General features: G+C 57.9%; 12 protein-coding genes and 1 pseudogene. All 13 read right to left on the bottom strand.

All coding sequences use genetic code 11. From position 1 onward, the window contains the following. Positions 1-13: 13 nt before the first annotated feature. Entirely contained in the window at positions 14-2,431 is a 2,418-nt protein-coding gene (gene trbE / locus EXV95_RS18945) for a conjugal transfer protein TrbE (RefSeq protein ID WP_176888028.1), read from the bottom strand. A 22-nt stretch (positions 2,432-2,453) separates the two neighbouring features. Next, positions 2,454-2,732, bottom strand: coding sequence for a VirB3 family type IV secretion system protein (locus EXV95_RS18940; protein WP_176888027.1), 279 nt, complete (start codon positions 2,730-2,732; stop codon positions 2,454-2,456). Next, positions 2,729-3,061, bottom strand: a complete 333-nt coding sequence (locus tag EXV95_RS18935; RefSeq protein WP_176888026.1) for a TrbC/VirB2 family protein — start codon at positions 3,059-3,061, stop codon at positions 2,729-2,731. Before EXV95_RS18935 ends, EXV95_RS18940 begins: the two co-directional genes overlap by 4 nt. Next, positions 3,058-4,107, bottom strand: a complete 1,050-nt coding sequence (gene trbB / locus EXV95_RS18930) for a P-type conjugative transfer ATPase TrbB (RefSeq protein ID WP_255484801.1) — start codon at positions 4,105-4,107, stop codon at positions 3,058-3,060. Before trbB ends, EXV95_RS18935 begins: the two co-directional genes overlap by 4 nt. Beyond that, positions 4,091-4,555 (bottom strand): CopG family transcriptional regulator, encoded by a 465-nt coding sequence (locus EXV95_RS18925; protein WP_176888025.1) that lies wholly within the window; start codon positions 4,553-4,555, stop codon positions 4,091-4,093. The genes trbB and EXV95_RS18925 overlap by 17 nt, the downstream gene beginning before the upstream one ends. Next, positions 4,552-6,555, bottom strand: a complete 2,004-nt coding sequence (locus EXV95_RS18920; protein ID WP_176888024.1) for a conjugal transfer protein TraG — start codon at positions 6,553-6,555, stop codon at positions 4,552-4,554. The genes EXV95_RS18925 and EXV95_RS18920 overlap by 4 nt, the downstream gene beginning before the upstream one ends. A gap of 276 nt (positions 6,556-6,831) precedes the next feature. Further along, entirely contained in the window at positions 6,832-7,719 is an 888-nt protein-coding gene (locus EXV95_RS18915; protein ID WP_176888023.1) for a LysR family transcriptional regulator, read from the bottom strand. 271 nt (positions 7,720-7,990) lie between these two features. Beyond that, the gene (locus tag EXV95_RS18910) at positions 7,991-8,893 is read right to left on the bottom strand and encodes a LysR family transcriptional regulator (protein ID WP_176888022.1); all 903 of its coding nucleotides are present in this window, start codon (positions 8,891-8,893) and stop codon (positions 7,991-7,993) included. A gap of 6 nt (positions 8,894-8,899) precedes the next feature. Beyond that, positions 8,900-10,003, bottom strand: a complete 1,104-nt coding sequence (locus EXV95_RS18905; RefSeq protein WP_176888021.1) for an ABC transporter ATP-binding protein — start codon at positions 10,001-10,003, stop codon at positions 8,900-8,902. A gap of 74 nt (positions 10,004-10,077) precedes the next feature. Then, positions 10,078-11,368 (bottom strand): annotated as a pseudogene (gene eno, locus EXV95_RS18900) (phosphopyruvate hydratase). 15 nt (positions 11,369-11,383) lie between these two features. Continuing rightward, positions 11,384-12,133: a hypothetical protein gene (locus EXV95_RS18895; RefSeq protein ID WP_176888020.1), complete on the bottom strand. Its 750-nt coding sequence runs from the start codon at positions 12,131-12,133 to the stop codon at positions 11,384-11,386. A gap of 110 nt (positions 12,134-12,243) precedes the next feature. Then, positions 12,244-13,344: an ABC transporter ATP-binding protein gene (locus tag EXV95_RS18890; protein ID WP_176888019.1), complete on the bottom strand. Its 1,101-nt coding sequence runs from the start codon at positions 13,342-13,344 to the stop codon at positions 12,244-12,246. Positions 13,345-13,352: 8 nt separating this feature from the next. Further along, a complete protein-coding gene (locus tag EXV95_RS18885) occupies positions 13,353-15,092 on the bottom strand; it encodes an iron ABC transporter permease (RefSeq protein WP_176888018.1) in 1,740 nt (579 codons plus the stop codon). Positions 15,093-15,101: the final 9 nt, after the last annotated feature.

The following is a 15,101-nucleotide window of genomic DNA, read 5'->3' as shown; positions in this document are numbered from 1 at the left end:
ATGAATACCTCCTTCAGTGAGTAGAGATCGGTGGGAACGAGGCAATGAGCTCCGCGGCCCATTCCAGCCCGCAATGGCGCAGCCAGGCGGCCGCGAAGTCCTGGCGGGTCGCCGAGGCCACCTCGTCGATGTCCCGCTGGTGCTCCTGAGACGAAGCCCCCGCAAACGCCAGCGCCACGGGCCCCAGCCCCAGGTCAAACACCCGGTTGCCCAGCCGAGACTGGTAGTAGTAGTCGCGCTTGGGCGTGGCCTGTGCGACGATGTCGATCTGCCGTCCGTTGAGGCCGAACCCTTCGTAGATCACCCGGATCTGCGGCTCGGTCGCCTGGGGGTTGGGCAGAAAGATGCGGCTCGCGCAGCTCTCCACGATGGCTGGGGCGATGCTTGAGCCCTGGATATCCGCCAGCGACTGGGTCGCGAAGATGACCGACACGTTCTTCTTGCGCAGCGTCTTGAGCCACTGGCGAATGCGCGTGGCAAACACCGGGTCGTCCAGGAACAGCCAGGCCTCGTCGAGGATCAGCAGCGTCGGCGCGCCATCAAAGCGTTCGTCAAAGCGCGCGAACAGGTAGGACAGCACGGCCAGGGTCGCGGCCTTGCTGTGCATGAGCTCCTCCATCTCGAAGCACTGGACCGAGGAAGAGCCCAGACGGTCCACATCCGCATCGAGCAGCTTGCCGTGGGCACCGCCCAGCACATAAGGCTGCAGCGCCTGACGCAGGGCATTCGACTGCAGCAGCACGGACAAGCCCGTGAGCGTGCGCTGCTCCACGGGCGCGCTGGCCAGGCTGTTGAGGGCAGACCAAACCGCATCCTTCTCGGCGGGGCCCACGGATATTCCTTCGTGGATCAACCGACCCTCGACCCACTCCGACGCCCAGGCACGGTAGCCCTCCTGATCGATGCGTGCCAGCGGCTGGAACGCGATCTCGCCGTCCAGCCCCAGGTCATAGTGCTCGCCACCGAGCCCCAGCACCGTGGCGCGCATCGAGCGTCCCATGTCGAAGGCGAGGATGCGCGAGTTCGGGTAGCGCCGGAACTGCAGCGCCAGGGTGGCCAGCAGCACCGACTTGCCCATGCCCGTGGGGCCGACCACCAGGGTGTGGCCCACGTCCCCGATGTGCGTGACCAGCCGGAACGGCGTGGCGCCGTCCGTGCGCGTGACGATCAGGGGGGGCCCGTCCAGGTGCTTGTTGCGCTCCTGGCCGGCCCAGACCGCCGACACCGGCATCATGTGCGCCAGGTTCAGGGTGGAGACGATGGGCTGACGCACATTGGCGTAGGCGTTGCCCGGAATCGAAGACAGCCAGGCTTCGACGGCATTGAGGGTCTCGGGAATGGTCACAAAGCCCCGGCCCTGGATGGTCCGCTCCACCGCGCGCAGCTTCTCGTCGGCGGCGGTCGCATCGGCATCAAGCACAGTGACCGTCGCAGTGACATAGCCAAACGCCACCTGGTCGCTGCCCAGGGCCTGCAGCGCCGCGTCAGCGTCGGCCGCCTTGTTCGACGCGTCCGAATCCACCAGCGGGCTCTCCTGCTGGAAGATGGTCTCGCGCAGCAGCGCCACGATGTTCTTGCGCTTGGCGAACCACTGGCGGCGAAGGCGGGTCAGCTCCTTCTCTGCTTCGGACTTGTCCAGGCACAGGAAGCGCGTACTCCACCGATAGGCAAAGCCCAAGCGGTTCAGGTCGTCCAGTACACCCGGCCAGGTCGATGTCGGAAACCCCCGCACCGACAGCGTGCGCAGATGCATCCCTCCCAGCATCGGCGCCAGTCCACCCACCAGCGGCTCATCCGCCAGCAGCGCATCCAAGTGCATCGGTACCTCCGGCACCGCCACCGGATGCCGACGCGTAGACACGCAATCGTGCAGGTAGGTCAGCGTCTGCGCATCGTCCACCCAGCCGTTCTCCGGCATCACGCCGTCCAGCAGGTCCAGAAAACGCACCGACTCGGACACAAAGGCCTCCAGCCGCTCTCGCCAGTCCACGCCTTCGGTCTTGCCGTTCTCGTAGAGCAGCTTGGCGGCGCGGGCCCTACCCTCTTCGGGTGGCAGGTAGACCAGCGTGAGGCGGTAGCAGCTTTCGAAGTGGCTTGCGTTCTCTTCGAAGGCAGAACGCCGCTCCTCGTCCACCAGCCAGGACAGCGGTTCAGGAAACACGGACTGCGGATAGTCACCCGCCTCCAGGCGCTCGGCCTCCACAAACAGCGCCCAGCCCGAGCCCAGGCGCCGCAGCGCATTGTTCAGGCGCGCCGAGGTGGCGATCAGTTCGCCTTGCGTCGCACTGTCCAGGTCCGGTCCCCGAAACCGTGCCGTGCGCTGGAACGCACCGTCCTTGTTGAGAACGACACCGGGCGCGACCAGCCCGGCCCAGGGCAGCCAGTCGGACAGCAACGCGGGGCGCCGCCTGTACTCAGCGAGGTTCAGCATGGGGTGTTCTCCACAACTGGCCTCAGACATCCAGCAGCACACGGTGCTTGACGTGCCGCGCGAACACCTGCATGAACTGCGCATCCATGCGCGCGCCCCAGACTGCGAGCGAATGCCCGGCGATCCAGAGCACCAGGCCAGGGATCCAGAGTTGCAGGCCCAGGCCCACCGCGGCGGCCAGCGTGCCGTTGGTGATCGCCACCGTGCGGGGTGCACCGCCCATCAGGATGGGCTCGGTCAGCGACCGGTGCAGCGGCACTTCAAAGCCCGGCATAGAGTCAGCGACGGTGCTGTTGCTCATGCCAGCACCGCCCCGCCAGCGAACGAGAAGAACGACAGAAAGAAGCTGGATGCCGCGAATGCAATAGACAGCCCGAAGACGATCTGCACCAGTTTGCGGAAGCCGCCCGACGTGTCACCAAATGCCAGCGTCAGCCCCGTGGCAATGATGATGATCACCGCCACGATGCGCGCCACCGGCCCCTGGATGGATTCGAGGATGGACTGCAGCGGCGCCTCCCACGGCATGTTGGAGCCAGCGGCTTGCGCGGGAACGGCAATGGCCAGCAGCAGGGCTGCCACGGCGGCTGCCTGCCAAATAGGTTTTACGGAAATACGGGAATGCGTCATGGCGGTTCTCCAGGGGTTGAGGAAGGTGATGAAGGGGGAGAGGAGACCCAAGGCAGCGGTCCCAGCGTGGTGTCGAGTTGGTAGCCCTGGCTGTCATATCCAACGACGCGGGCGATCTCGCGCACACGCCGTGCACGTCCCCGTCCTGCGATGAAGACGATGACATTCACCGCCTCGGCAATCAGCGCGCGCGGCACGGTGACGGAGACTTCCTGCACCAGTTGCTCCAGGCGCGTGAGCGCACCCAGGGCGGAGCCCGCATGCACAGTGGCGATGCCACCCGGGTGGCCTGTACCCCAGGCCTTGAGCAAATCCAGCGCCTCGGCGCCGCGCACCTCGCCGACGACGATGCGGTCGGGGCGCAGGCGCAGGGTGGCGCGCACCAGGTCGGCCATGGTGGTCACGCCGGGCTCGGAGCGCATGCCCACGTGGTCATCCGAGCGGCACTGCAGCTCCACCGTGTCTTCGAGGATCAGCACCCGGTCCCGGGTCTGGGCGATCTCGTCCAGGAGTGCATTGGCGAGCGTGGTCTTGCCAGTGCTGGTGCCGCCCGCCACCACGATGTTCAGGCGCTCGCGCACGGCGGAGTGCAGAAAGGCGGCCTGGGCCTCGGTCATCACGCCATCGGCCACATAGTCCGCCAGGGTCAGGATGCGCAGCGCGCGCTTGCGGATCGCAAACGAAGGCGCGCGCACCACGGGCGGCAAAACCCCCAGAAAGCGTTCTCCAGTCTCTGGCAGCTCCGCCGACAGAATGGGCAGGCCGGAATGCACCTCGGCGCGCACATGGGCGGCCACCAGACGGATGATGCGTTCGGCCACGGGTGCGGGCAAAGAAGTACCCGTGGGTTCGCGCCCAGACCCCAGCCGGTCCACCCACAGCGAGCCGTCCGGGTTTAGCATGACTTCGACCACCTCCGGGTCTTCGAGCGCGGCGGCGATCTCCGGCCCCAACGCCGTGCGCAGCATGCGGATGCGCCGCTCCAGCGACACCGTGGCATTGCCGGCGCCCTCGCGGCCGGAATCCTGGTCAGGTTTGCGCGCCATCGGCACTCCCGGGCTCAGGGTCTGACTCCGGACTGCTGCCAGCCGGCTCGATCTCCTCGTGCACCTCCCGCACCAGACTGCGACCGCGCTGCAGGTGGCGGGCCAACTGCTCGATAAACTGTGCGAAACGCGCTCGCCCCTGAGCCCGGGCCACCTCCTGGTGCCCCTCGGGCACCGGGATCGAAACCGTGAGGAAGTAGCGGACGTAGAGCGCTACCGTCTCGATCAGGATGTTCTGGTCGCGCTCAAGGCGATCAAACTGCCGGGAGAGTCGGTCCAGCCGCTTGGCCATCGCCGCTTCGCGCTGGTCGCCGCCATCGGGCGAGAGGAACGAAGAAAGTGCCGCAGCCACGATCGCGGACTTAGATACGCCTTTGTGCACGGCCAGTTGGTCCAGCCGCTTGGCGTGCGCCGGCTCGATGAAGATGTTCAGGCGGGCGCGGCTCATAGCGCAATCCCGTCATCCTGATCCAGCGCCGCCAGTTGCGCGGTGCGTATGAGCTGCCGGTCCACGTCTTGAGGCCGCAGTGGCATATCGTCATCATCGTCCAGCAGCATCAGGTCATCGGTACCCGGCTCGCCCTCATCTACCGTGCTTATCTCCAGCTCAGGCTTGAGCTGGAGCCCGCCTTCGTCGGCAAACCCGCCCTCCCCGTCCACACTCGAAGCGCCAGGCGCAACCAGCGGCGCCAGCCCGCTCCAGTCATCTACTCGCACTGCAGGCCGGTCCAAATAGGTCCCTGCGACCAATACCGGCGCCTTCAAGACCCTGCCCGTGAAATTGCGATCCAGGTAGTAGCGCAACTTCCTCGCCTTGATGGGTGGATATCCGGACACCATCACCACTTCGTCCTCGGGCGGCAACTGCATGACTTCGCCAGGCGTCAGCAGTGGCCGAGCCGTCTCCTGGCGCGACACCATCAGGTGGCCCAGCCAGGGCGCGAGCCGATGGCCCGCGTAGTTGCGCTGAGCGCGCAGCTCAGTAGCAGTGCCCAGGGCCTCCGAGATCCGCTTCGCCGTGCGCTCGTCATTGGTCGCGAAAGCGATGCGCACATGGCAGTTGTCGAGGATCGAGTGGTTGGGTCCATAGGCCTTGTCTATCTGGTTCAGGGACTGCGCGATTAGGAAGGCGCGCAACCCGTAGCCGGCCATGAAGGCCAGGGCGGACTCGAAGAAGTCGAGGCGACCCAATGCAGGAAACTCGTCGAGCATCAAGAGCAGCTTGTGCCGGCGCTCGATGCCGTCCGAACCGTCCAGCGATTCGGTGAGGCGCCGCCCGACCTGGTTGAGGATCAGGCGGATCAGCGGCTTGGTGCGGCTGATGTCGGAAGGTGGCACCACCAGATACAGCGAGACAGGGTGCTCGGCTGAGATGAGGTCGGCAATGCGCCAGTCGCAGCGTGAAGTGACCTCAGCCACCGTGGGGTCGCGGTACAACCCCAGGAAGCTCATGGCGGTGGACAACACGCCCGAGCGTTCGTTCTCGCTCTTGTTGAGGACTTCGCGAGCAGCAGAAGCCACCACCGGATGCACGCTCTCCGTCAGATGGTGCGTGGTCATCATGCGGTGCAGAGTGACCTCGAAGGGGCACGCTGGATCGGACAGGAAGTTGGCGACGCCGCGCAGGGTCTTGTCTTCGCCCGCATAGAGCACGTGCAGGATGGCTCCAACCAGCAATGCGTGGCTGGTCTTCTCCCAATGGTTGCGGCGCTCCAGTGCGCCCTCGGGATCCACCAGGATGTCGGCGATGTTCTGCACGTCGCGGACTTCATGGTCACCGCGGCGGACTTCGAGCAGGGGGTTGTAGGCGGCCGACCTGACGTCGGTGGGGTTGAAGAGCAGGCAGTGCGAGAAGCGCGCACGCCAGCCGGCCGTGATGTTCCAGTTCTCGCCCTTGATGTCGTGGATCACGGCGGAGCCGGGCCAGGACAGCAGGGACGGCACGACCAGGCCCACGCCCTTGCCGGAACGCGTCGGGGCAAAGGCGATGACGTGCTCCGGACCTTCGTGGCGCAGGTACTCGGAGTCTTTGTGCGCGGTCTTTCCAAGAAAGACGCCGGCAGGCCGCGTCAGGCCAGCTTTGGCAATCTCGTCACGCTCTGCCCATCGGGCGGAACCGTAGGTCGTGACCCCCTTGGTCAACCGAGAGCGCCAGACGGCCATTCCGATGGCCGCTCCCGTAGCGAGTATCCCGCTCGACGCAGCAATGATCCCGCCGCGTTCGAACACATGCGGAGCATAGGCGTCGAAAAAGTACCACCACTCGAAAAGCTTCCAGGGCTCGTAGACCAGCATGCCCGAAACGTGAAACCACGGTGGGCCAAGCCCGGTCTGGTGGCCTAGTGCATGCGCCGTCCATTGCGTGCCCGCCCAGAAGCCGCCAAGAGTGACACCCAGCACCACGACTATCTGTCCGAACAAAATACCTGTCGCACCCTGAGTCGACATGAGCAACCCCTCCTTCGCGTCCTGATTCCAGCGCGCGTGCTGCAAAGGCACCGCTTGCCCAAGTCTGGAATCGAGTCGCCAAACCGCACACCCATCAAGGCGTGATGGAGCACGATGGGGAGTACGTCGGCGAAATCACCGACTCGGACCAGATGAAGTGCAGGCTCCTCAGGCCGGCAGGCTGATCAGCGCGGCACCATCATCGCGAGTAATACGCGGTATGTCCAAGGCCGACGCCGCCGTATCGCGCATCGCTGGCGCGAACAGTCGTAACGATCACAAAAAAGTTTTGGTGTGCGCAACGAAACGTTGCAGCGCTTCGGGCAAACCGAAGCGCTGGTGCTTGTGAAGCACGAAGGTAGTGAAGCGCTCGTCTTCACGCAGCGGTACGGCCACGACATCCGAGCGGCGTAGGGTCGCAATGTGGCCCGTGTCTCCTAACCCCACCCCCATGCCTGCAGCGATACGCGTCACGTAGCCGCTTAGCGTGCCGGCTTCACCTGCAAATGTGGGGTTCGTTGTATGGCGCTGCACGATAGCCTGCATCTGCTGAAGAAGGCCCGGCTGCCGGCCAGAATGGCATGACAGCAGTGGGAAGGCAAGTAGCTCGGCGAGAGTAAGCTCTGCCCGCGATGCCAGTTCATGCCCGAGCGGCAGCAGCGCTATAGCGGAGTAGCTCCAGGCCGGCTGCTGATCGATGGCGTGGCCATCCGGTACGCCAAAGGAAAATCCCGCATCCAGTTGCTCACTCTGCAATGCCTCGGCCAGCTCCAGAGCACGCATCTCTGTGAGTTCCAGGGGAATCTCTGGAGCCACCACACGCCAGTTGACCAAGCATTGAGAGAGTTTGGGCTGTGCGATCCCGTCGGCGACACCGATGCGCAACGGCGTGCGGAAACGAGCATCAGTCTCGCGTACCACGCGATAGATACGCTCGACCCGGATAAACAATTTAGCTGCGTCTTTCAGAAGGCGAAGACCGGCCGGTGTCAGGTACAACTTACGTGGTGCTCGCACGAACAGCTGCACCCCAAGTTGCTCTTCTAGGTCGCGAATGGTCCGGGATAAGGGAGTTTGGTCAACATGTACGCGTTCAGAAGCGCGGCGAAAGTTCAGCTCCTCGGCGACTGCGATGAAGTAACGCAGATGACGCAACTCGATCATTTCTAGTCCCATCGAGATCGCCTGTACGTCCTAGGACCTCGCGAATCGGTTTCCTCAAAAACGTCAATATCGATGAAAAAATACCCCATGAAACTCGACGAGAGCGAAGTATTATCCACAGTGTTCACGTGCAAAAACATTTCAACCAGTCGAAAAAAGATTCATAATTTCTATGGACGATTTTTTAAAAATCGATTTTTTTCCAAAGCAATACTCATTTTTCTCTCGACCGACTACTCAAATGCATCCATAGAGATGACTGTCAACCCCCTCATGTGTGCGGTGAAAGGGGATCCGTCAAACTCCAGACAGCTCGAATTTGTGAAAGCGTTGCTATGGTTGCGGGGTCATGCTCGTACGGCCTGGAGTAAATAAAACACAGACGGGCGTCCAACCGAACATGAGGCCAGATAACCACTTCACTCTGCTCGCTTGCAATAAGAGCAATGTCCTCTCTAATTAATGCCAGCCCAACCCCAGAACGCACTAGACTCAATGAGAACGATGCATCGTCGGCTTCAACAACCACATGTGGGCTAAGTCCCTGCCGTGCAAACATCTCCTTAAGCAATGTCTGGGAATGGTGAAGTGAAGGTGCACCGATCCATGGCATCTCAGAAATCTCTTGCCATCCACCGTTGAGGAGTCGCTCCTTGTACTCAAATGGTCCTGCGATACGGTAATAAAGCGTCTGCAGAGGAACACCCAGAACATCCCGTGGCAAGTTGGGGCCAATATAAAAAGAACTCTGAATTGCACCAGTAGTAACCAGTTCACGCAATTCTTCAGAATGCCCTTGACGCGTCTTTATCTCTAACAACGGAAGGGCCTGTACGAGCGTGCTCAAGAGGGAACCTAGGCGTAGTGAATCAGGATCACCTACAGTGCCAATTACTAATGTGCCAGTTACCTGACCCTTTAGCTCCTTAGCCTTGCTCGTTAGATTCCCCACTAACGCCAAAAGTTGATCGACGTCTCCTAGCAGTGTTTCGCCTGCCTTGGTAAGAACTATCTTGCCCGGCCGACGATCAAACAACGAAATTCCCAGCTCTTCTTCCAGGCCTTTCAGTTGAGCGGTGACCGCAGGCTGAGTGACATGCAGTGCTTCGGAGGCACGAGTAATACTGCCTAACTTCGCAACCGTTGTGAAAGCACGGAGTTGGTATATTTCCATCGTTAGCTACGTAGCCAAAAAACGTACTTGCATGGGATCAATACCTATGCGGACGTACGCGCCACAAGGGAAAGTATCTAGTCCTAAATAATGTGCTTGATCCACGAGCAGTGCTAACCCGCCGACTCTCACGCGATACCGGAAAAACTCGCCCATGAATTCCGCAGCTTCAATCAATCCCCTAAGCCAAATATGGGTGGCGTCTACGTGCTCGTCGTTTACTTTCATTGAAATCTGGTGAGGTCGAAATGAAATCGCCGTTTTTCCAAGCTTTGGAGATGCATGCGGAAGACGGGGTATTACTATTCTCCCCAATTCTGGGGTATCAAATATAAACACATCACTCATCACCCTTTCAAGCACCCCTTCCACCATATTGGTTGTACCTAAAAAACTAGCGACTAGCTTATTCTTCGGAAAATCAAAAAGACCAGTGGGTGTGCCGACTTGCTGAAGAACGCCACCATCCAATACTGCGATCCGATCAGCCGATGTCATGGCCTCTTCTTGATCATGGGTGACAAGAATGGTCGTCAGCCCAAGACTGCGTTGAAGATTTCTAATCTCCTGCCGCATCTGCGAGCGAAGCTGCTTGTCAAGGTTAGATAAGGGCTCGTCCAGCAAAAGCACCTGTGGTTCGACCACTAAAGTACGCGCTAACGCCGTACGCTGTTGCTCCCCTCCTGACAAGGTAGCTGGACGACGCTGTGAGTATTCCTTTAAACCGACCATATCCAGCATGGCGTCCACCTTCTGGCGGATCAAAGTATTTGGTAGTCGTTTTTCTATCAGTCCAAAGGCTACGTTGTCCCACACGCTGAGATGAGGCCAAAGGGCGTAGTTCTGGAACACCAATCCAACATTGCGCTGATGTATAGGGATACTTGAAACATCACGGCCATCAATTAACAGTTCTCCACCAGTGTGCACGGTGAGCCCTGCAACTATACGGAGCAGTGAAGTTTTACCAGAGCCGCTCGGCCCTAAGAGCGCAAAAAACTCTCCCGGGTCAACTGTGAAATTTACACCGGCAAGCACATCCGTGCTTCCAAATCGAAGCGATAAATCCCGCGCTACAACGCTGACTTTTCTGAGAGGCTTTGTGAACATGAAATGGAATACTCTGCGCCTTAAACAATGCATGCAACGACATCCTCACATGCAACCGCCGGCGCATTCATACACTAACCTAAAATGCGGAAAGCTGAACGACCAGAGTAGATCGCAATCGCACCCAGTCTTTCCTCTATACGCAGCAGCTGGTTGTACTTGGCGATACGGTCTGAACGCGACAGCGAGCCGGTCTTGATCTGGCCGGCGTTGGTGCCCACAGCAATGTCGGCAATGGTGCTGTCTTCGGTTTCGCCAGAGCGGTGCGAGATCACGGCGGTGTAGCCCGCGCGCTTGGCCATCTCGATGGCAGCAAAGGTTTCGGTCAACGTGCCGATCTGGTTGATCTTGATCAGGATCGAGTTGGCAATGCGCTTGTCGATGCCTTCCTTCAGGATCTTGGTGTTGGTCACGAACAGGTCGTCACCCACCAACTGCACCTTGTCGCCCAGACGTTCGGTCAGGTGCTTCCAGCCATCCCAGTCGCCTTCGTGCATGCCATCTTCGATGCTGATGATGGGGTACTTGTCCACCCATGCTGCCAGCATGTCCGTCCACTGCTGGGCGGTGAGCTTGAGGCCGCCTTCGCCTTCGAGCACATACATGCCGTCTTTGTAGAACTCGCTCGCGGCGCAGTCCAGGCCCAGGGCGATCTGGTCGCCGGCCGAATAGCCCGCAGCTTCAATGGCTTGCAGGATGAGGCGGATGGCTGCTTCGTGGTTTTCTACGCTGGGGGCAAAGCCGCCTTCGTCGCCCACGGCGGTGCTCATGCCCTTGTCGTGGATGATCTTCTTGAGCGCGTGGAACACTTCGGCGCCCCAGCGCACGGCTTCGCGGAACGTGGGCGCGCCCACGGGGATGATCATGAACTCCTGCAGATCCAGGCTGTTGTTGGCGTGTGCGCCGCCGTTGATGACGTTCATCATGGGCACAGGCAACTGCACGCTGCCCATGCCGCCCAGATAGCGGTACAGGGGCAGGCCAGATTCTTCGGCCGCAGCGCGGGCCACGGCCATCGAGACGGCCAGCATGGCGTTGGCGCCCAGGCGGCTCTTGTTCTCGGTGCCGTCAAGGTCGATCAGGGTTTTGTCCAGAAAACCTTGTTCCGACGCATCGAGGCCCAGCACGGCTTCACTGATCTCGGTGTTGATGTATTCCACCGCCTTGAGTACGCCCTTGCCCAGGTAGCGGCTCTTGTCGCCGTCACGCATTTCAATGGCTTCACGGCTGCCGGTGGACGCGCCCGAAAGGCACAGCCCGCCGCGCGGCCATCACGCCCGATTCGAGCAACACGTCGCATTCGACGGTGGGGTTGCCGCGGCTGTCCAGAATCTCGCGACCGACGATGTCAACGATGGCACTCATTTCACTCTTTCCTTTTTAAAACTCATAAAGCTCACGAGCATTTAATTCAAAATCCCGTTCATATCCTGAAATCGCAGCAAATCGATTGTCACTTAATAACTCGTTTGCATTCAAAGGCACAGGCCAACAACTTCCCCAAACGACACGATCTCGAGAAATATTTATTAACCCTAATATTTGGCAAATGTTATTGAATGACCCATCCGAAAGTTTCGGAAATTCACCCAAAAATTTAACATACAAGTTCCCCATACCACTCCACCACCTCAGTCGATCCAAATCAACAACCCCTGGGTTCACAAAATTTTTCAGATAACAATGAACAACGAAGCTACGGCGAATTCGAGCCAAACTAGCGCCAAAATTAATAACTTGGCTCCAAGGTGCAAGTATTTCCATATGCCACGTTGACGGTATAATCTGATCAATAGCGTAAATTCTATCCAAAAAAACCGGCATCTCACTTCGTTCGAATTTCACGCAAACACCTCGGACTCCGACTCTGTCGAGCTCCACAATTTCAGCCTTATCAGTAAAAGCAGCAACAGAAGCTACCACCCGACAACTCGGTTCAAGCTCAGCAAGAATGCTAGAAATATAGCTATCAATATTACAAAATTGCTTAGATATAATCAAAACAGGTCTTAACTGTCGAGAAATCAAGTAATTACTTAATTTTTCAGCACATAAAATAGCCCAGCTTCGTCCATAGATACTTGAAGCATCAAAAAAATCAGAAATTTCAACGTGGCAGTCATATTTCATCGCTCTCTTATCTCAGAAGAAACTTAACAGCTCAAATTTGATGTCATGGCGCCAATCAGAGCGCGTTTTAGCTCGTCATTCAGACGTCATGACATTTTCAGTGATCAATTCTAACTACTAAGAAAGCGAACCTGACTAGGCTCAATGCCGAGCCGAACTTGTTCTCCCGCCTTGAACATTTGCAGCCCAGAATAGTGCGGTTGATCAGCCACTATCTCAGCCTCTCCCACTCGCACACGGTATCGAGCAAATTCACCTAAAAACTCGGAGCTTTCTACCTGCCCATCCAGCCACACTCGCGAGTTATCAATCAGCTCCCCCCTTACTTGAATTGCAACCTGATGAGGGCGTACCGACATAGCCGCGTGACCAGCTTTGGGGCTGGACTCATAAGGCTTCGGGAAAGTGAGCGGTGCTAAGCCATTACCAACAAACCGAACGGACTCACCGTTCACCGCAGTAATGTTTCCGTCGATCAAATTGGCTGTACCTACAAAGCCAGCTACGAACTTGTTATCTGGATAATCAAATAGATTCGTCGCAGAGCCAACTTGCTGGAGGATGCCTTTATCCAACACTGCCATCCTATCCGCAGTAGTCATGGCCTCCTCTTGATCATGCGTAACAAAGATCGTGGTAAGGCCTAGCGTTCTCTGAAGGTTTTTGAGCTCCTCCCGCATCTGGACCCGAAGGTTCTTATCCAGATTTGAAAGCGGCTCATCCAGCAGCAGCACTTGAGGTTCAATGACTATTGTTCGCGCCAGGGCAACACGCTGCTGTTGACCACCGGATAGCATGGAGGGCCGCCTTTTCGCGTATTGCTTAAGGCCTACAAGATCCAGTGCAGCCTCCACTTTGGCAGTGAGCGTCTGCTTGTCGACTTTTCTCTCCACCAAACCAAAAGCAACGTTGTCCCAGACCGTCATGTGTGGCCAAAGCGCATAGTTCTGAAACACCATCCCAATGTTGCGCATGTGGGGTGGTGTACCGGACACATCTTTCCCATCAATCAGCAGACTTCCTTTTTGATGAGGATTGAAACCGGCGATAAGACGCAAAAGCGTAGATTTTCCCGAACCACTGGGTCCCAACAGAGCAAAAAACTCGCCTGGAGCCACACTCAGTGTTATGTCTTTCAGTACCTCTGTCGTACCATAAGAAAGCGAAAGTTGGTGTGCGACCACGCCCACCTTTTTGAGAGGTTTAAACATATGTTCCTTTACTCTTCGTATCGAGCAGTTTTATTTGAGCTGGAGCGTTCCGCCACCCAATGGGAGAGAAACGTTCCTATTGCGACCACAATTACGGCAATCACCCCTAAAGCAGCACCAGGACCTCGACCCGCGATGCTTTGCATATACAAATAAATGCCGTAGCTCATGGGTGCATTAACTTCGGTGGTTGTGAGCATGATCGTGGCTGACAGCTCTACCGCGGCAGTAATGAAACTCGTGACAAATCCGGCCAAAATCCCCCCTGCCATCAGTGGAACGACAATGCGACGAATTGTTCTCAATCGGCTTGCACCAAGACTGTGAGCTGATTCCTCGAGAGATATATGCACCTGTTGCAGAGCTGCAAAGCATGACCGCAGTGCATAGGGAAGTCTGCGCACCGCATAGGCAATCATGATCAGGACCCAGGTGGAGGTGACAGGAGTTTCCGTAAAAGGAACATCAACCCCCCTGAAAATACGCAAATAGCCAATAGCCAGTACCAGACCGGGAATCGCAAGCGCGATAGACGACGTCCAATCAAGCCACTGTCGGGCGGGCAGTCTGGTGCGCAAGATCAAGTAAGCAATGGCCGTTCCAAACACGACATCGAGGGTTGCGGCCAGTCCGCAATACAGAAGCGTGTTGCTGATCATCTGGCTGGAGTCGCCAAATACAGTGGCGTAATGCTCCAGCGTATAGGCATCAGGCAGCACTGAGAAGCTCCATACTTTGGACAAACTCATAAGCAGAATTCCGAGATGGGGAGAGAGCACTACCAACAGAATCGCACCGATCCAGAAATACGCCACCACGCTCTGCCAAACAGTCAGCTTACGCTTTTGAATGCTGCTTCCGCCTTTTTGCAAAGTGGAGTAGTCACGACCTTTCATTACCCGTGCAGCCATCCACATGGCGAGCACGGAGAAAACGATCATGATCACGCTGATGACATAGCCAAGCGGATCATCCACGCCAACAGATGTGATTCGCAAGTAGGCTTGGGGTGCCAGCATATTTGTCGTCCCCATCACTAGAGGCGTACCTAGGTCGTCAAAGACCTTTACAAACACCAGTGATGCGCCAGCCAAGAATCCAGGCATAGCCAAGGGGAAAATTACCCGCCGAAAGAGCCTAATTCCAGTACAACCAAGACTTAGAGCAGACTCCTCCATGGCCCCGTCGATATTGCGCAAAGACGCCACTAAGTTCAGCAGAATAAAGGGAAAGTAATGAAGGCTCTCTACAAAGATGACCCCATTCAAACCGTCCATTACTGGAATGTTGATACCAAACCACTCACCGAGCAAAAGATTCATCGACCCGTTCTTACCGAAAATGAGCTGCAGAGCGACAGCCCCGACAAACGGAGGCATGATGAGAGGGAGGACTCCAAGTGTCTGTATGACCAGAGATCCTCGAAAAGCGAATCGCACTGTGAGGTAAGCGAGGGGAATGGCAATTAGAGACGAGAAGACGACCGACATCAGCGCAACATACATGCTGTTGACGAAGGATTCCCTAAAAAGCGTTTGTCCAAAAAAGTTAACGAAGTGACCTATTGTCAATCCTCCATGTTGATTTACGAAGGCGGTATAAATTACCGAGATTACCGGAGCCAACAAGAAGAAACCAAGGAAAATCGCAATGGCTAACCCAGCAAGCCATGCCCCCACTCCCCCGGGAAGCCGGATGGCACGTAGAGGTTTCGCGAGCGTCGATGACGCTGCATTTGATGCGCTCATTTTTCGTCC

Origin of the sequence: Acidovorax sp. JMULE5, assembly GCF_013376875.1 — a bacterium.
Taxonomy (GTDB): Bacteria; Pseudomonadota; Gammaproteobacteria; order Burkholderiales; family Burkholderiaceae_C; genus Acidovorax; species Acidovorax facilis.
The sequence above is the reverse complement of the archived record's forward strand: the minus strand, read 5'-3'. Positions and strand labels throughout refer to the sequence as shown.